The organism is Thioalkalivibrio sp. ALMg13-2 (assembly GCF_000381185.1).
GTDB classification, from domain to species: Bacteria; Pseudomonadota; Gammaproteobacteria; order Ectothiorhodospirales; family Ectothiorhodospiraceae; genus Thioalkalivibrio; species Thioalkalivibrio versutus.
This window is the reverse complement of record NZ_KB906101.1, coordinates 38,008-53,336: the sequence shown is the minus strand read 5'-3', so window position 1 is coordinate 53,336 and position 15,329 is coordinate 38,008. Positions and strand designations below refer to the sequence as shown.

The following is a 15,329-nucleotide window of genomic DNA, read 5'->3' as shown; positions in this document are numbered from 1 at the left end:
CCTGGCGCCACAAGGCTGGTAAGCTTGGCCGCCATGACCGAGCGCGAACGCCTGTGGGAACTCGCCCGCCTGATCCGGCTGGATCGCCCGGTGGGCATCTACCTGCTGCTGTGGCCCACCTTCTGGGCCCTGTGGGTGGCGGCCGAGGGCTGGCCGCCGGCCTACCTGATCTTCATCTTTGCCGCCGGCGTGGTGCTGATGCGCTCGGCGGGCTGCGCGATCAACGACTACGCCGACCGCGACTTCGATGGACACGTGGCGCGCACCCGCGACCGGCCGCTGGCGCTCGGCACCATCACCCCGCGCGAGGCGCTGGGAACCTTCGTGGCCCTCAGCGTGGTCGCCTTCGTCCTGGTGCTGTTCACCAATGTACTGACCATCCTGTATTCCCTGGTGGCGGTGGCACTGGCCGGCACCTACCCGTTCTCCAAGCGTTTCCACCACTTCCCGCAGGTCCATCTCGGCGCCGCCTTTGCCTGGGCCGTGCCGATGGCGTTCACCGCCGTCACCGGCGAGCACCCGCCCGAAGTGGCCTGGCTGTTGTTCGTAACCGTGCTGGCGTGGACGGTGGTGTATGACACCTTCTATGGCATGGTGGATCGCGAAGACGACCTGAAGATCGGGGTGAAATCCACGGCCATCGCCTTCGGCGAACTGGACCGCCTGATTACCGGCGGGCTGCAGGTGCTGGTGTGGCTGGGGCTTTATCTTGTTGGCCAGCACGCCGAGTTCGGTGGCTACTACACCGCCGGGCTCGTGGTGGTCGCGATGCTGATGTTCTACCAGCAGTTCCTGATCTTCGAACGCGAACCCGCCGACTGTCTGCGCGCCTTCAAAAACAACCACTACCTGGGCGCCGTCATCCTTCTGGCGATGATTGCCGACCACCACCTGGGGGCCTGAATCCCGAGCGCGCACACCCTCAGGCGCGCGCGAGGACCAGTCCCTCCACCCGTGCGGCACCCTCGCGGCGCAGCACTTCGGCCAGTGCGGCCAGCGTCGCGCCCGTGGTCGCCACGTCATCCACCACCAGCACATGCTGCCCGGCGAGGCTCGAACCGTCCCAGGCAAACGCACCGTGGACATTGCGCCGCCGCGCCTTGCGACCCAGCGCCTGCTGCGACCCGGTCGCGCGGATGCGCCGCAGTCCGCGGGTATCCAGCGGGACATCCAGCACCCCCGCCACACGCCGCGCCAGGTAGTCCGACTGATTGAAACCCCGCTCGCGCAGCCGCCTGCCATGCAGCGGCACGGGGAGCACCCGATCGGGCAGATCGCCGTTCTCGCCCACCAGACGGCCCGCCACCTGCTCCGCCAGGGCCGCGAGGATGCGTTCGGCCCGTGCATTGGCGCCGTGCTTGTAGGCCAGGATCAGCTGATCCAGCGGCCAGGCATAGGCCCAGCCGGCATGCAGTGCATCCAGGACCGGCGCTCGGCGGATGCAAGCCGGGCACACGCCGGCGACCGGCAGGGGCAACGCACAGGTGGGGCAGGGGTGCTCGAGCGGCGCAAGATCCGCCCGGCAATCCGCGCAGATCGCCGGACCGGGGGCCAGGCACAGTCCGCACTGACCGGGGTACAGGGCCTCCCCCAGCCAGTCGACACAGGCCGCAGCCCGGGCCCTCAAGCGCGCGGCCGGAGACCGCCTGGAAACGGGTCGCAATGAAGGGTCCGGGGCCATAATGGTATGCTCTGCTTTTTGCATGCAGGGTAGACCATGGCCACCAAGACCGTCTCCGGACGCAGCTCGCGGCGCGCCGCGTCGATGTTCGATATCGGCAACCTGATCAGCGTGTCGATTGCCGGCATCCCGCTGTTCCTGGTGAGCAGCGAGGGCGTCGGGGTCGGTTTCATCATCGCCGCGATCATGGGCATCGTGCCGCTGGTACTGTGGTTTGGCGGCTCGATGCTGGTCTACGCCCTGAACAAGCACCACCCCGATCCCCGCGTCGGCCACTTCACGCAGTGGGCCGCCTATCGCTACTACGCCCTGATGGGCCTGCTGATCGGGGTCGCCACCTTCTTTCCGCCGGATCTGAACTACTACCGCGCCTACTGGGCGATCGCCGCCGCCATCCTGTTGCCGTGGACGATCTACGCCCTGTTCAATATCTATCGCGAGCCCTGGACGGACGTCGAGATCCCCGCCGAAGCCGACAAGGAACATCATCTATGAGCACGCCCCGCCACGACTGGAACACCGACGAGGTCGAGGCCCTGCTCGACCTGCCGCTGAATGACCTGATCTTCCGCGCGCAGACCGTCCACCGCGAGCACTTCGACCCGAACGCGGTCCAGGTGAGCACGCTGCTGTCGATCAAGACCGGGGCCTGCCCCGAGGACTGCGCCTACTGCCCGCAAAGCGCGCACCACGAGGTCGAGATCGAGCGCGAACGCCTGCTGCCGCTGGACGAGGTGCTGGAGGCGGCCCGCAACGCTCGCGCCCAGGGCGCGACCCGCTTCTGCATGGGCGCGGCCTGGCGCAACCCCACCGACAAGAACCTGGAGCGCGTGATCGAGATGGTCCGCGCAGTCAAGGACGAAGGCCTCGAGACCTGCATGACCCTCGGCATGCTGAAGGCCGAGCAGGCCAAACGCTTGTCCGAGGCGGGACTGGACTACTACAACCACAACCTCGACACCTCGCCGGAGTTCTACGGTCACATCATCAGCACGCGCACCTACGACGATCGCCTCGAAACCCTGGAGCACGTACGCGAGGCGGGCATGAACGTCTGTTGCGGCGGCATCCTCGGCATGGGCGAGTCGCGCCGCGATCGCGCCCGGCTGCTGCAGCAGATGGCCAACCTGCCAAAACACCCGGAGTCGGTGCCGATCAACCAGCTGATCCAGGTCGAGGGCACGCCACTGCACGGCATCGAGCACCTCGACCCGCTGGAGTTCGTGCGTACCATCGCGGCCACCCGCATCCTGATGCCGGCCTCCTACGTGCGCCTGTCCGCCGGGCGCACCGAGATGTCCGACGAGATGCAGGCCCTGTGCTTCCTCGCCGGTGCCAACTCGCTGTTCTACGGCGACACCCTGCTGACCACGCCAAACCCCGGCGAGAACCACGACCTCGCGCTGTTCGAGCGCCTGGGCCTGCGCCCGGAGACCGGCCCGGAATCCCCCGCGCAATCGGACCAGCCGGCGTCCGCGTCGGCCTGAGCCAGACCGGCGGTGAGCGGCGGCTTCCCCGACCATTTCTCGGCGGTGGCTAACGCTTACGCCCGCCACCGCCCGGACTACCCGGCCGAGCTGTTTGACTGGCTGGCGGCGCACACCCCGCACCACGAGCGCGCCTGGGACTGTGCCAGCGGCAACGGCCAGGCCGCGCGGGGCCTGGCGCCCCACTTCTCGCACGTCTTCGCCACGGACGCCGCCCCATCGCTGCTGGCCACACTGCCGGATCACTCCTGGATCGACCGCGTCGCCTGTGCCGCCGAGGCCTGTGCTCTGGCCGATGGCTCGGTCGACCTCGCCTGTGTCGCCCAGGCCGCGCACTGGTTCCGCCACACCGAGTTCCACGACGAGGTCGCCCGCGTCCTGCGCCCGGACGGACTCCTGGCGATCTGGGGCTACGGCGTGCTGCGGGCCGAGGACCCGGCATTGGACCACCTGCTGATCGACTTTCACGATGCCACCTTGGCCCCCTGGTGGCCGGAAGAGCGCCAGCACATCCGCAACCACTACCGCGACCTGCCGTTTCCCTGGCCCGAGATCGAGGCGCCCGAGTTTCGCATCACGCGCGAATGGGACCGCGCCACCCTGCTGGGCTATCTCGGTACCTGGTCCGCGATCCGCCGCGCCCGCGCCGCCGGCCAGGACCCGCTGGCCGCGCTGGCACCGGCCCTGCAAGCCCTGTGGTCCAACCCGAGCATGCCGGCACGGGTGCACTGGCCGATCTTCCTGCGTGCGGGCCTGCGCCCATGAGCGACTCACTCGATCACTACCTGGAGCAACGCCTGAGCACTGTGCGCGACGCCGGGCTATGGCGCCGCACCCGCATCCTCGACGGCCCACAGCGGCCCGAACAGGTTATCGACGGCCACCGCGTGATTGCCTTCTGCTCGAACGACTACCTGGGCCTGGCCGGTGACCCGGCGGTCGCCGCCGCCGCTCACGCGGCGCTCGACCAGTACGGTGTCGGCGCTGGTGCTGCCCACCTGATCAATGGCCACACCCGCGCCCACGACGAACTGGAACAGGCCCTGGCCCGCTTCACCGGGCGCGCTCGGGCACTCGTCTTCTCCACCGGCTACATGGCCAACCTGGCCCTGGTCCAGGCCCTGGTCGGGCGCCACGACACCGTCTTCGAGGACCGCCTGAACCACGCCTCGCTGATCGATGCCGTGCGCCTGTCGGGCGCGCGCAGCCAGCGCTACCGCCACGCCGAGCCCGAACACCTGCGCGAGCGCCTGGAGAAGGCGCCCGCGACCGGCCAGCGCCTGATCATCACCGACGGCGTGTTCTCCATGGACGGCGATATCGCCCCGCTTCCGGAACTCGCCGCCCTGGCGCGCGAATACAATGCCTGGCTGATGGTGGACGACGCCCACGGCCTGTCAGTGCTGGGCGACACCGGCGGCGGCAGCTGCCAGTACTTCGGTCTCGGCAGCGACGACGTACCGATCCTGATGGGCACCCTGGGCAAGGGCTTCGGCACCGCCGGGGCCTTCGTGGCCGGCTCCGAACGGCTGATCGAGACCCTGATCCAGACCGCGCGCCCCTACATCTACACCACCGCGATGCCGGCCGCCCTGGCCGCCGCCACCCTGGCCTCGGTGCATATCGCCGCGTTCGCCCACGACCGCCGTGCGCACCTTCAAAACCTGTTGCGACGCTTGGGCGACGGGCTGGATCGCCTCGGCCTGCCACACCCACCGCCCCTCACACCCATCCAGCCTATCACCCTGGGCACCGCCACTCGCGCGAGCGCCGTCGCCGAGCGACTGTTCGAGGCCGGCTTCCTGGTCCCCGCGATCCGCCCCCCGACAGTCCCGGAAGGCGAGGCCCGCCTGCGCATCACCCTGTCCGCCGCCCACACCCAAACGCAGGTCGACGCACTGCTGCAGGCGCTGGAACGCGCCCTCGATCAGACCTAGACGTGACTCTGCGCAAACCCCACAACCGCGACCTCGACAACGGCAGCTGCAGCTTCGAGATGACCATCGACGGCCAGAGCCACACCGGCACTGCCTGCCCAGACGAACCCGGCCACAGGGACATCCGCGGGTAGACCCAGTTGCGGACTATCCACCAACCGTCATTGCGAGGAGCAAAGCGACGAAGCAATCGCCATCCGGATGCCCCCGGGCAGAATATTGGCAGATTGCTTCGTCGCCTTCGGCTCCTCGCAATGACGACTTGGTCGTCTCACCGCGTTGCAACGCAGACGTGCGACTGGGTCAGCCTCCCCCTACAGCTCGCCGCGTTCGGCGAGGGAGACGGCCTCGTCGGCGATGATCACGTGATCGAGGACGCGGATGTCGACCAGCCCCAGGGCGTCGGTCAGGCGGCGGGTGATGGCGACATCCGAACGCGACGGCTCGGCCACGCCCGAGGGGTGGTTATGGGCCAGGATCACAGCCGCCGCGTTGTGGTGCAGCGCGCGCCGCACAACCTCGCGCGGGTGCACGGAGGCACCGTCGATGGTGCCGCGAAAGAGCTCCTCAAAGGCGATCACGCGGTGGCGGTTATCGAGGAACAGCACGCCGAAGACCTCGAAGGGATAGTCGCGCAGACGCGCCGCCAGGAACTGCCGGGTGGTCGCGGGCGAGGTCAGTGCATCGCCGCGCTCCAGATCGGCCGCCAGGTGGCGGCGCCCCATCTCCAGCACGGCCTGGAGCTGGGCGTACTTGGCATCCCCCAGCCCCGGGGCGGCGCAAAACCCCGCCTGATCCGCCTGTAATAAAGGCCGCAGCCCGCCGAAGCGGCTGAGCAGGTCCCGCGCGACATCCACCGCGCTCTTGCCGGCCACGCCGGTGCGCAGAAAGATTGCCAGCAACTCCGCATCCGAAAGCGCGGCCGCGCCGCGTTCGATCAGCCTCTCCCGCGGGCGCTCGGCCGCGGGCCAGTCGGTAATCGCCATCACCACCTCCCTGTGGTTGCGTTACATGCGTTCGCTTTTTTCGGTTTGGGCCCTGGACTAGTCCTCGAAGCGGGAGATGTCGCGCACCGCGCCGTAGGCGGCGGAGGTCGTCATCAGGGCGTAGGCGCGCAAGGCCTGGGTGACGGCCCGCTCCCGCGACTCGGGCTTCCAGGCCTTCGCGCCACGGGCCTCCATGGCCTCGCGCCGTGCGGCCAGCGTGGCGTCGTCGACGTCGATGCGGATCTCGCGACCGGGGATGTCGATCACGATGGTGTCGCCTTCCTCGATCAGGCCGATCGCACCACCCTGCGCCGCCTCCGGCGAGACGTGACCGATCGACAGCCCGGAGGTGCCGCCGGAGAAGCGCCCGTCGGTGACCAGCGCACATTCCTTGCCCAGGCCCTTGGACTTGAGATACGACGTCGGGTAGAGCATTTCCTGCATGCCCGGGCCGCCCTTGGGGCCCTCGTAGCGGATGATCACCACGTCGCCCGCCTGGATCTGGTCACCAAGAATGGCCTCCACCGTCGCGTCCTGGCTCTCGAACACACGAGCCGGACCCGAGAATGTCAGGATGCTGTCGTCCACCCCGGCAGTCTTCACGATGCAGCCATCCGGGGCCATGTTGCCGTAGAGCACGGCCAGGCCACCGTCCTTCGAGTAGGCATGCTCGATGTCGCGGATGCAGCCGTTCTCGCGGTCGATGTCCAGGCTGTCCCAGGTCTTGTCCTGGCTGAACGCGACCTGGGTAGGCACACCGCCCGGGGCGGCCTGGTAAAGCGTCTCGGCCTCGGCGGCGTGGCGCATCACGTCCCACTGTTCCAGGGCCTGGCCCATGGTGTCGGCATGCACGGTGGGAATGTCACGGTGGAGCAGCCCGCCGCGGTCCAGCTCCGCGAGGATGCCGACCACGCCACCGGCGCGGTGGACATCTTCCATGTGGTAGAGCTGGGTGGCCGGGGCGACCTTGCACAGATTCGGCACCTTGCGCGACAGGCGGTCAATGTCGGCCATGGTGAAGTCGACCTCGCCCTCGCGCGCGGCCGCCAGCAGGTGCAGCACCGTGTTGGTGGAGCCGCCCATCGCGATATCCAGGCTCATCGCGTTCTCGAACGCCTCGAAGGTGGCGATGGAACGCGGCAAAGCAGATTCATCGTCCTGCTCGTAGTAACGCTTGGCCAGTTCGACCACGCGCCGGCCGGCCTGCTCGAACAGGCTCTTGCGCCCGGCGTGGGTGGCCAGCAGCGAGCCGTTGCCCGGCAGCGACAGCCCCAGCGCCTCGGTCAGGCAGTTCATCGAATTGGCGGTGAACATGCCGGAGCAGGACCCGCAGGTCGGGCAGGCGGAGCGCTCGATGGCCTCCACTTCTTCATCACTGGCACTGGAGTCGGCGGCCTTGACCATCGCGTCCACCAGGTCCAGGTGGATCACCTTGTCGCTGCCCGGGGCCTGCACCTTGCCGGCCTCCATCGGACCGCCGGAGACGAACACCACCGGGATGTTCAGGCGCATCGCGGCCATCAGCATGCCAGGGGTGATCTTGTCGCAGTTGGAGATGCAGACCAGGGCATCGGCGCAGTGCGCGTTGACCATGTACTCGACCGAGTCGGCGATGATCTCGCGCGAGGGCAGCGAATAAAGCATCCCGCCGTGGCCCATCGCGATCCCGTCGTCCACCGCGATGGTGTTGAACTCCTTGGCCACGCCGCCGGCCTTTTCCACCTCGCCGGCCACCAGCTGGCCCAGGTCCTTCAGATGCACGTGCCCGGGCACGAACTGGGTGAAGGAGTTGGCAATGGCGATGATCGGCTTGCCGAAGTCGCCATCCTTCATGCCGGTGGCGCGCCACAGGGCGCGGGCACCCGCCATGTTGCGGCCGTGGGTAGTGGTGCGGGAACGATAGGCGGGCATGTATATTCTCGTGAACGATTACGGTGAACGCAGATCGTACATAATGAGTCGTTCAAACCCCAGTACCCCGGAGCACCTGCAATGAAAATCGAAGTCGAGAACATCAAGTGTGGCGGCTGCGCCAGCTCCATCCGCAAGGGCCTGCTGCAGGTCGAGGGCGTCACCGACGCCGAGGTGGACGTGGAAGGCGGTGCGGTTGATATCGAGGCGCCCGACAGCGCCCGCGAGGCGGTCGCCGCCAAGCTCGCCAGCATGGGCTACCCCGAGGTCGGCTCGGTCTCCGGCCTGCGCTCCGCCAGCGCCAAGGCCAAGTCGTTTGCCAGCTGCGCCGTGGGGCGCATGAGCGGCGAATAGGCTTGATCAATACGTCGCGGGGGCGCGCGCAGCCCGGCCTTGTCGGGCTGGTGCTGCTGTTCGTCCTGGGCACGGGGCTGGCGCAGGCCGAAAGCGGGCTGCCGACCGCCGAACTGCAACTCGGCGAACACGCCCTGACGATCGAGATCGCCGCGACCGACCGTAGCCGCCGGATCGGACTGATGCACCGCGACCACCTGCCCGCCGACCACGGCATGCTGTTCATCTGGCCACGACCGGCGCACTACGGCATGTGGATGCAAAACACCCGCATCCCGCTGGACGTGGCCTTCATCGATGCCGACTTCACCATTACCAACATCGCCAGCATGACGCCCCACTCCACCCGGATACACGAAGCGAAACGGCCGGTGCGCTACGCCCTGGAGGTCAATGCCGGGTGGTTCAAGGAGCACGGCATCGCGCCCGGCGCCTCCGTCCCGGACCTCGAACGCCTCGTGGGCGAGACCGACTAGGGAAACACTGATCAATGTTTCCCTAACACCCCTTCCCGCAGGATCGGGCCAGCAGGCCTGACTGATCCCACGTGTACATTGATCCGTGATTCCCTAGACTGTCTGCTCAAGGACATCACCAGGAAACGGACACGCCCGTGACCGCCACATCCAACCCAGCCGTCCGCAATCACGCGCCCTCACGCCGAGCCCCGCAGCCCGGGGAGCTCGCCTGGTTCCGTGATGCGGTGCCGTACATCGCCGCCCACCGCGGGCGCACCATGGTGATCGCGCTCGCAGGCGAGGCCGCTCAGGCGCCGGAGTTTCCGGCACTGATGCGCGATATCGCCAAGCTCAATGCCCTGGGTATCCGGGTCGTTCTGGTCTACGGGGCGCGCCCGCAAATCGAGGCCCGGATGAGCGAGCGCGGACTGACCCCGGCCTACGCCAACGGGTTGCGCGTAACGGATGGCGCAGCGCTGGAAGCCGTGCTGGATGCGGTCGGTCGGCTGCGCCTGCAGATCGAGGGCCTGCTCTCGCGCAGCCTCGGCCAGCCGGGTACCGGCAACGCACGCCTGCGCGTGGCCAGTGGCAACTTCGTCACCGCACGGCCACTGGGCGTACGCGACGGCGTGGACTTCCACTACACCGGCGAGGTGCGCGGGGTGGACACCACCGCACTCGCGGCCCTGCTGGACCGCGAGCAGGTGGCCCTGGTCTCCCCGCTCGGCTACTCCCCCACCGGCGAGGTGTTCAACCTCTCCGGCGAGGATGTCGCCACCCAGGTCGCGATCGCGCTGAATGCCGACAAGCTGATCTTTCTCACCGAGGCCGGGGTGTTGCGCGATCCCGAACACGGCGTGCTGGACCAGCTCACCGTGCCGGCCGCCCAGAAGCTGCTGGAGACCGCCACCGACCTGCCGCAGGAACTGGCCAACCATCTGAAGAGCGCGCTCGACGCCTGTCGCCAGCGCGAGATCCGGGTGCACCTGATCGACCGTCGGGACGACGGTGGGCTCCTGACCGAGCTGTTCACCCGTCTGGGAATCGGCACACTGGTCTCGCGCGAGCCACTGGAACGGCTGCGCCCGGCCACACTCGACGATGTCGGCGGCATCCATGCACTACTGGAACCACTGGAGGCCGAGGGCATCCTGGTGCATCGCGCGCGGGAGCACCTGGAGCTGGAGATCGACCGCTTCCAGGTGCTGGAGGCCGACGGCCTGATCATCGGGACCGCCGCGCTCTACCCGTTCGAGGCGGATGCCGCGGAGATCGCCTGCCTGGCCCTGCACGCGGATTACCGCGGGAGCGGCCGCGGCGACCGTTTGCTGCAGGCGATGGAACACCTGGCGCAGGAACAGGGAATCCGGCGGGTATTCGTGCTCACCACACGCACCGCCCAGTGGTTCCAGGAACGCGGTTACACGCCAGGCAAGGTGGACGATCTGCCCGTCAGCCGGCAGACCCGCTACAACCAGGCGCGCAACTCGCGGGTGTTTACCCGCGCGCTGGCCGGCGAGTAACCCGGACCAGACAGGCCCTATTCATAGCGGGCCTCGTCGCGCTCATGGGCCTCCTGGGCCACCACGCTCAGCGTGGCAACCGGGCGCGCCTCAAGCCGAGCGATGCCGATCGGTTCACCGGTCTCCTCGCAATAGCCGTATTCGCCCTGCTCGATGCGCGCCAGCGCCGCGTCAATCTTGTTCAGGAGCTTGCGGTACCGATCCCGGGTTCGCAGCTCCAGGCCGGCATCGGTCTCGTGGCTGGCGCGGTCATTCGGGTCCGGCTCCTGCCAGCTCTCGCTGCGCAGGTGCTCCAGGGTCTGTTCCGATTCCTCGATCAGCTCGGCACGCCAGGCCTCGAGCTTGGCGCGAAAGTAGTCCAGTTGACGCGGATTCATGTAGGGTTCGTCCTCGGACGGACGGTACCCGGAATCCGGGCTGGTCTTGGCTTCTTGGCTCATCTTGGACCCCTCGCCAGGCCCCCTCTCGCCCCATGCGGGAAGGCCCCGGCGCATTGCACGGTACACCCGATCGAGTATAGGGCAATAACCCTGCCGGGCGGCAAACACGAAAGCGCGCCCGAACGCACACAACCGGCACCATACGGAAGACGACACCGGCCGCATGCAGCACATCCTTCAGATCAGCGACACCCACCTCGGCCGGGAGCCGGGCCCCATTCGACCGGGTTATCCCGACAGCGACCGCCAGCTCGCCCGCGTGCTCGAGGCCCTGCGCCGGAACGAGGCCCGGCCGGACCTGCTATGGCTCACGGGCGACCTGGCCGAAGATCCGGATCCGGCGGCCTACACTCGACTCCTCGCAATGCTCGACGAACACGTGAAAGGCTGGCCGCTCGCCGGCCTGGCGGGCAACCACGATGACTGGACCCTGCTGCACCGCGCCTTCACGGGCGCCGGACATGCCCTGGACGGCCACCGGCTGCTCGGCGACTGGCTGCTGGTCGGGATCAATTCGGCGGTTGCGGGGCAGGCGTCCGGGCGCATCGAGCCGGCCGAGTTGTCGCGCCTGGATCAAGTACTGACCGCACACCCTGATCACTGGGGCATGGTCGCCGTTCACCACCCGGTCGTGCCCGTCGGAAGCGCATGGATGGACCGGATCGGCCTGACCAATCCCGACGACCTGTTCGCGATCCTGGATCACCACCCGCGCGTACGCGCCTGTCTGTTCGGCCACATCCATCAGGATTTCCGCGCCGAGCGCCAGGGCGTCGAACTGCTGGGCTGCCCCTCCACCTGCGTCCAGTTCGCCCCCGGCTCCGAACAGTTCGCGCTGGATACCGAACATGCCGGCTACCGCGTACTGGCACTGCATGCCGATGGCCGCATCGACACCCGCGTCGAGCGTCTATCCGGCGAATTTCCCGAGGCCCGTGCATGATCCCGGACGATCGCCGCAGCGAGCAGCTCCAGGCCTGGCTGAAGGACCAGCCGGGCAAGTTTACCGACCTGGCACTCCTGCGTGCAGATGCCAGTTTTCGGCGCTATTTTCGCCTGTGCCGCGACGACCAACCGATGGTGCTGATGGATGCGCCACCCGAGCGCGAGGCCACCGAGCCGTTCGTGGAGATTGCGCGACTGCTGGAATCGCTGGGGCTACGCCCGCCGCGCATCCTTGCGCACGATCCAGCCACCGGCTTCGTGCTGCTCGAGGACCTCGGCGACCGAACCTTCACCCGGGCCCTCGCCGAGGGGGCCGCGGAAGGCCCGTTGTACGACCGCGCCATCGACACCCTGATCCAGCTGCATCGCGCCTGGCCAGCGCAGGCCGCGAAGGCCCCGGACGTCCCCGCCTACGACACCCCGCGCCTGCTGGACGAGGCCGCGCTGTTTGCCGACTGGTACTGGCCGGAACAACACGGCACCCCGATGAGCGCCTCCCTGCGCAACGGATTTCTCGCAGCCTGGCGGGAGGCGCTGGAAGGCCTGCCCGTCCTGCCCGGGACACTGGTGCTACGCGACTTCCACGTGGACAACCTGATGCTGCCACCCGGCGAGGATGGCGATTGTGCCGTCCTGGATTTCCAGGATGCCGTGATCGGCAGCCCCGCCTACGATGTCGTCTCGCTGCTGGAAGACGCCCGGCGCGAGGTGTCACCCGCCACCGTGGAGCGGGCATTGAAGCGTTATGCCGCGGGAACGGCCTGGGACCCCGAGATCTTCATGCAGCACTACCGCGTCCTCGGCGTCCAGCGCAGCACCAAGATCCTCGGGATCTTCGTACGCCTGGCACGCCGGGATGCCAAACCGCGCTACCTGGAACACCTGCCGCGCCTGCATCGACTCCTTGCGCAGGGGCTGTCACAGCCGGCGCTGGCACCGGTGGCCGATTGGTTCCGCACCCACATGCCCGAACGGATGCGGGAGGATTAAGCCGTGCACGCAATGATCCTGGCCGCCGGGCGCGGCGAACGCATGCGCCCGCTGACCGACCACTGCCCCAAGCCGCTGCTGCCGGTCGGTGGCCGGCCGCTGATCGGCTACACGCTGGATCGTCTGGCGACCGCCGGGTACCGCGAGGTAGTCATCAACCTCGCGCATCTGGGCGAACAGATCCGCGCCACCCTGGGTGAACGCCAGTCAGGCCTCGCCATTCGCTACTCACCGGAGCCCGAGGGTGCCCTGGAGACCGCGGGCGGGATCCGCCAGGCCCTTCCCCTTCTGGGGGAGGAGCCGTTTCTAGTGGTCAATGGCGATGTCTGGTGCGACCACCCGCTGACACCCCCGACGACAATGAACACGGCCACCGACCGACCGCTCGCGCACCTCGTACTGGTCGCCAACCCCGACCATCACACGCAGGGCGATTTCGCCCTGGACGGGGAGCGGGTGGCCCTGGCGGGGAACGAGTTGCTGACCTTCAGCGGCATCGGCTGGTACGACCCGGCGCTGTTCCGTGATCTGCCACCGGGGCGCCAGGCCCTCGGACCCTTGCTGCGTCAAGCCATCGAGGCCGGCCGGGTCACCGGCGAACACTACACCGGCGCCTGGCGCGACATCGGCACACCGGAGCGCCTGGCGGCGCTGGACACCGAGCTTGGGGGGCGCTGATCACCCAACGCAGGGGGGGGGATGCGGCCGGTCCGGTCAGGGCTTGATGTAGGTGTAACCGGAGCGTTGCAGGCGGGTCAGTTCCACGATGCCACTGGGAACCACGTCCCTGTCCGATACCTCATGCAGATCGCTGCGTTCGAGCCCGCGCGATTCCAGCGAGTTGCCACACACCAAAAAGCGCACATCCTGCAGCTTAAGGGTATTCACGGTACTGCGCAGGTCCGGATCGGTACGGGCGTGCTGCAGCAGACTGATGCCGCTGCCATGAGTCAACACCTTGATCTTGAGCGAAACATCATCGGGGCTACCGTCGATATGATTCTGCAGGTTGCGCAGGGCGTTCAGGTGAAGCTCCAGGTCATCGGTGTTGATGTGATAGACCACCCGCAGCGGCTCTTCGGCCGCCGGCGCCTTGGCGACGGCGCCCATCAATACAGCAGTCGCGCCGCCTGCCGCCAGCATCAACAAGAGCGCCCCGGCCAGGAACCAGCCGGGGCGCAGCACTTGTGGGTCGACTTGCATCGAGACTCCGGCCGTGCCGAATCAGACCTTGATGTAGATCCAGCCTTCCGCCTGACGGCGGGCCGCCTCGGCGACGCCGGAATCGATCAGTTCAGCCTGTGGCAGGATATCCACCTTCTGGCCTTCCTCGCGCGCCAGGCGGTTGAGGGTCTGGGCACAGGCGGTAAAGCGCAGCGTGGGGTACGCCTCCGCCATGCTCGCGACGCGTTCCGGATAGGGTGCGCTGTCGGTTCGCAGCATGCCCATCGCGTTGTTGTGCACCACCACCTGCACGTTCAGGTCGCGCCCGACCGTGGCCGCCTCGCGATACATGCTCTCGATGTCGTCCAGCAACTCGGCCATCGCACGGGTATCCGCCTCGTTGATGTGCAGCAGAATCTGATCGGTTTCGGTTGCCGAAAACACCTGCTGCGGGGCCGCGGCCCCGCCGGGCGCGTTATCGCTGGCAGCCATTTGCGCCAGGGCCCCGGACTCCTGGCCGGCCGCAGCAGCATGGTCGCCCCCGAAGAAACCGGCATCGCGAGTGATCTCGTATCCACCCAGCGAACCCACGACCAGCGCGAGCACGCCGGCCGCCACCGACGGGAACCAGGCCGAACGTCCACCACGCGATAACCGGCAACGGCCACCGGTGGTGCCGGCCGCGCGTCCGGCCGGGACGTCTTCGTAGGCCATGTTCACCAGCTCCTTGAGCTGGTGCATGTCGCAGACTTCGCGACTCAGATGCTCACTGGAGGCGATCGTCTTCAACGTAAACAGACGATCCTCCGGCGAGAACTCGCCGTCCACGAAGGCATTGAGAATCTCCTCGCTGGGTCGATTCTTTGCACTCAGTCGTTCATTCGACATGCCGATTCCTCACTACCTTGAGATAGGGTGTATCGGCCGCTGTCCCCGTGTCGGCCTGCTGCTCCAGCAGCACCTTCTTCAACTGCGCCCGAGCCCGGCTCAGGCGACTCATCACGGTGCCGATCGGTACGTCCAGCACCTCCGAGACCTCGGAGTAGGCAAAACCCTCCAGGTCCACCAGCGCGACCACCTGCCGGTGATCGGTACTCAGTTCGGCCATGGCCCGGTGAACATCCGCGACCATGCGATTGCGCTCGGTCTGCTGCTCCGGGCAGTCCTCGCAGGACAGCTCCATGCTGTCCACATCCACCGTGTCCTTCTGCCGCCGGCCCCAGTCGCGGTAACAGTTGGTCATGATGCGGAACACCCAGGCCTTCAGGGCGTTCTCGTCCTGCAACGACTTCAGCCGGGTCAGGGCCTTCATCATTGCCTCCTGCACCAGGTCATCCGCCAGCGCGGCATCGTGACACCACGCGAATGCCATGCGGTACATCTGTGGCCGCAGGTCGCACACCTTCTGACGCAGCCTGCGCTGCGCGAACCAGGTCGCCATGTTGTCGATTCC

Annotated in this window: 19 protein-coding genes; 12 read left to right on the top strand and 7 right to left on the bottom strand. The window is 67.7% G+C overall.

The features are described 5' to 3' along the window. Positions 1 to 33 precede the first annotated feature (33 nt). The gene (gene ubiA, locus F618_RS0101720) at positions 34 to 903 is read left to right on the top strand and encodes a 4-hydroxybenzoate octaprenyltransferase (protein WP_026331115.1); all 870 of its coding nucleotides are present in this window, start codon (positions 34 to 36) and stop codon (positions 901 to 903) included. Between the two features lie 19 nt (positions 904 to 922). Here ubiA and F618_RS0101715 read toward each other — a convergent pair whose 3' ends face one another. After that, the gene (locus F618_RS0101715) at positions 923 to 1,477 is read right to left on the bottom strand and encodes a ComF family protein (RefSeq protein ID WP_019567601.1); all 555 of its coding nucleotides are present in this window, start codon (positions 1,475 to 1,477) and stop codon (positions 923 to 925) included. A 240-nt stretch (positions 1,478 to 1,717) separates the two neighbouring features. Between F618_RS0101715 and F618_RS0101710 the strand changes: the two genes are divergently transcribed. The 5 genes from F618_RS0101710 to F618_RS16525 are packed head-to-tail and all read left to right on the top strand — an operon-like array spanning position 1,718 to position 5,239. Then, positions 1,718 to 2,176, top strand: a complete 459-nt coding sequence (locus F618_RS0101710; protein WP_019563796.1) for a hypothetical protein — start codon at positions 1,718 to 1,720, stop codon at positions 2,174 to 2,176. Further along, positions 2,173 to 3,168 (top strand): biotin synthase BioB, encoded by a 996-nt coding sequence (gene bioB / locus F618_RS0101705; RefSeq protein WP_018937323.1) that lies wholly within the window; start codon positions 2,173 to 2,175, stop codon positions 3,166 to 3,168. Before F618_RS0101710 ends, bioB begins: the two co-directional genes overlap by 4 nt. Before the next feature lie 12 nt (positions 3,169 to 3,180). Further along, on the top strand, positions 3,181 to 3,933 hold the full coding sequence (locus tag F618_RS0101700) for a class I SAM-dependent methyltransferase (protein ID WP_019567600.1): 753 nt from the start codon (positions 3,181 to 3,183) through the stop codon (positions 3,931 to 3,933). Next, entirely contained in the window at positions 3,930 to 5,105 is a 1,176-nt protein-coding gene (gene bioF, locus F618_RS0101695; protein ID WP_019567599.1) for an 8-amino-7-oxononanoate synthase, read from the top strand. Before F618_RS0101700 ends, bioF begins: the two co-directional genes overlap by 4 nt. Positions 5,106 to 5,107: 2 nt before the next feature. Beyond that, positions 5,108 to 5,239 carry a hypothetical protein gene (locus tag F618_RS16525; RefSeq protein WP_019567598.1) on the top strand — a complete coding sequence of 44 codons (132 nt, stop codon included), beginning with the start codon at positions 5,108 to 5,110 and terminating at the stop codon, positions 5,237 to 5,239. 180 nt (positions 5,240 to 5,419) lie between these two features. Here F618_RS16525 and radC read toward each other — a convergent pair whose 3' ends face one another. Together radC and ilvD are read right to left on the bottom strand one after the other, a co-directional pair. After that, positions 5,420 to 6,091, bottom strand: a complete 672-nt coding sequence (gene radC, locus F618_RS0101685; RefSeq protein WP_018145196.1) for a DNA repair protein RadC — start codon at positions 6,089 to 6,091, stop codon at positions 5,420 to 5,422. Positions 6,092 to 6,148: 57 nt separating this feature from the next. Then, on the bottom strand, positions 6,149 to 8,002 hold the full coding sequence (ilvD, locus tag F618_RS0101680; RefSeq protein ID WP_019563792.1) for a dihydroxy-acid dehydratase: 1,854 nt from the start codon (positions 8,000 to 8,002) through the stop codon (positions 6,149 to 6,151). An 81-nt stretch (positions 8,003 to 8,083) separates the two neighbouring features. Between ilvD and F618_RS0101675 the strand changes: the two genes are divergently transcribed. The 3 genes from F618_RS0101675 (at position 8,084) to argA (ending at position 10,337) form a co-directional block, all read left to right on the top strand. Continuing rightward, a complete protein-coding gene (locus F618_RS0101675; RefSeq protein ID WP_018145194.1) occupies positions 8,084 to 8,356 on the top strand; it encodes a heavy-metal-associated domain-containing protein in 273 nt (90 codons plus the stop codon). 2 nt (positions 8,357 to 8,358) lie between these two features. Beyond that, on the top strand, positions 8,359 to 8,832 hold the full coding sequence (locus F618_RS0101670; protein WP_019567597.1) for a DUF192 domain-containing protein: 474 nt from the start codon (positions 8,359 to 8,361) through the stop codon (positions 8,830 to 8,832). Positions 8,833 to 8,969: 137 nt separating this feature from the next. Continuing rightward, positions 8,970 to 10,337 carry an amino-acid N-acetyltransferase gene (argA, locus tag F618_RS0101665; RefSeq protein ID WP_019567596.1) on the top strand — a complete coding sequence of 456 codons (1,368 nt, stop codon included), beginning with the start codon at positions 8,970 to 8,972 and terminating at the stop codon, positions 10,335 to 10,337. 17 nt (positions 10,338 to 10,354) lie between these two features. Here the strand turns inward: argA and dksA are convergent, their stop codons facing one another. Beyond that, positions 10,355 to 10,777, bottom strand: coding sequence for an RNA polymerase-binding protein DksA (gene dksA, locus F618_RS0101660; protein WP_019567595.1), 423 nt, complete (start codon positions 10,775 to 10,777; stop codon positions 10,355 to 10,357). Between the two features lie 163 nt (positions 10,778 to 10,940). Between dksA and F618_RS0101655 the strand changes: the two genes are divergently transcribed. Genes F618_RS0101655 through murU form a run of 3 tightly spaced genes read left to right on the top strand, consistent with a single transcriptional unit; the run spans position 10,941 to position 13,390 of the window. Next, the gene (locus tag F618_RS0101655) at positions 10,941 to 11,720 is read left to right on the top strand and encodes a metallophosphoesterase (protein WP_018168976.1); all 780 of its coding nucleotides are present in this window, start codon (positions 10,941 to 10,943) and stop codon (positions 11,718 to 11,720) included. Beyond that, the gene (locus tag F618_RS0101650; RefSeq protein WP_019567594.1) at positions 11,717 to 12,712 is read left to right on the top strand and encodes an aminoglycoside phosphotransferase family protein; all 996 of its coding nucleotides are present in this window, start codon (positions 11,717 to 11,719) and stop codon (positions 12,710 to 12,712) included. Before F618_RS0101655 ends, F618_RS0101650 begins: the two co-directional genes overlap by 4 nt. Before the next feature lie 3 nt (positions 12,713 to 12,715). Continuing rightward, entirely contained in the window at positions 12,716 to 13,390 is a 675-nt protein-coding gene (gene murU, locus F618_RS0101645) for an N-acetylmuramate alpha-1-phosphate uridylyltransferase MurU (RefSeq protein WP_026331114.1), read from the top strand. Positions 13,391 to 13,426: 36 nt separating this feature from the next. Here murU and F618_RS0101640 read toward each other — a convergent pair whose 3' ends face one another. The 3 genes from F618_RS0101640 to F618_RS0101630 are packed head-to-tail and all read right to left on the bottom strand — an operon-like array spanning position 13,427 to position 15,317. After that, positions 13,427 to 13,915: a DsrE family protein gene (locus tag F618_RS0101640; RefSeq protein WP_019567592.1), complete on the bottom strand. Its 489-nt coding sequence runs from the start codon at positions 13,913 to 13,915 to the stop codon at positions 13,427 to 13,429. Positions 13,916 to 13,936: 21 nt separating this feature from the next. Then, positions 13,937 to 14,764: a hypothetical protein gene (locus tag F618_RS0101635; RefSeq protein ID WP_018175649.1), complete on the bottom strand. Its 828-nt coding sequence runs from the start codon at positions 14,762 to 14,764 to the stop codon at positions 13,937 to 13,939. Beyond that, positions 14,754 to 15,317: an RNA polymerase sigma factor gene (locus F618_RS0101630; protein WP_018175650.1), complete on the bottom strand. Its 564-nt coding sequence runs from the start codon at positions 15,315 to 15,317 to the stop codon at positions 14,754 to 14,756. Before F618_RS0101630 ends, F618_RS0101635 begins: the two co-directional genes overlap by 11 nt. Positions 15,318 to 15,329: the final 12 nt, after the last annotated feature.

Excerpts from the sequence above, each read along its gene's own strand:
- bioF (WP_019567599.1), top strand. The coding sequence starts at position 3,930 with ATGAGCGACTCACTCGATCACTACCTGGAGCAACGCCTGAGCACTGTG.
- bioB (WP_018937323.1), top strand. The coding sequence starts at position 2,173 with ATGAGCACGCCCCGCCACGACTGGAACACCGACGAGGTCGAGGCCCTG.
- F618_RS0101630 (WP_018175650.1), bottom strand. The coding sequence starts at position 15,317 with ATGGCGACCTGGTTCGCGCAGCGCAGGCTGCGTCAGAAGGTGTGCGAC.
- F618_RS0101650 (WP_019567594.1), top strand. The coding sequence starts at position 11,717 with ATGATCCCGGACGATCGCCGCAGCGAGCAGCTCCAGGCCTGGCTGAAG.
- dksA (WP_019567595.1), bottom strand. The coding sequence starts at position 10,777 with ATGAGCCAAGAAGCCAAGACCAGCCCGGATTCCGGGTACCGTCCGTCC.
- ilvD (WP_019563792.1), bottom strand. The coding sequence starts at position 8,002 with ATGCCCGCCTATCGTTCCCGCACCACTACCCACGGCCGCAACATGGCG.
- F618_RS0101635 (WP_018175649.1), bottom strand. The coding sequence starts at position 14,764 with ATGTCGAATGAACGACTGAGTGCAAAGAATCGACCCAGCGAGGAGATT.
- F618_RS0101640 (WP_019567592.1), bottom strand. The coding sequence starts at position 13,915 with ATGCAAGTCGACCCACAAGTGCTGCGCCCCGGCTGGTTCCTGGCCGGG.
- ubiA (WP_026331115.1), top strand. The coding sequence starts at position 34 with ATGACCGAGCGCGAACGCCTGTGGGAACTCGCCCGCCTGATCCGGCTG.
- F618_RS0101710 (WP_019563796.1), top strand. The coding sequence starts at position 1,718 with ATGGCCACCAAGACCGTCTCCGGACGCAGCTCGCGGCGCGCCGCGTCG.
- radC (WP_018145196.1), bottom strand. The coding sequence starts at position 6,091 with ATGGCGATTACCGACTGGCCCGCGGCCGAGCGCCCGCGGGAGAGGCTG.
- F618_RS0101675 (WP_018145194.1), top strand. The coding sequence starts at position 8,084 with ATGAAAATCGAAGTCGAGAACATCAAGTGTGGCGGCTGCGCCAGCTCC.
- F618_RS0101655 (WP_018168976.1), top strand. The coding sequence starts at position 10,941 with ATGCAGCACATCCTTCAGATCAGCGACACCCACCTCGGCCGGGAGCCG.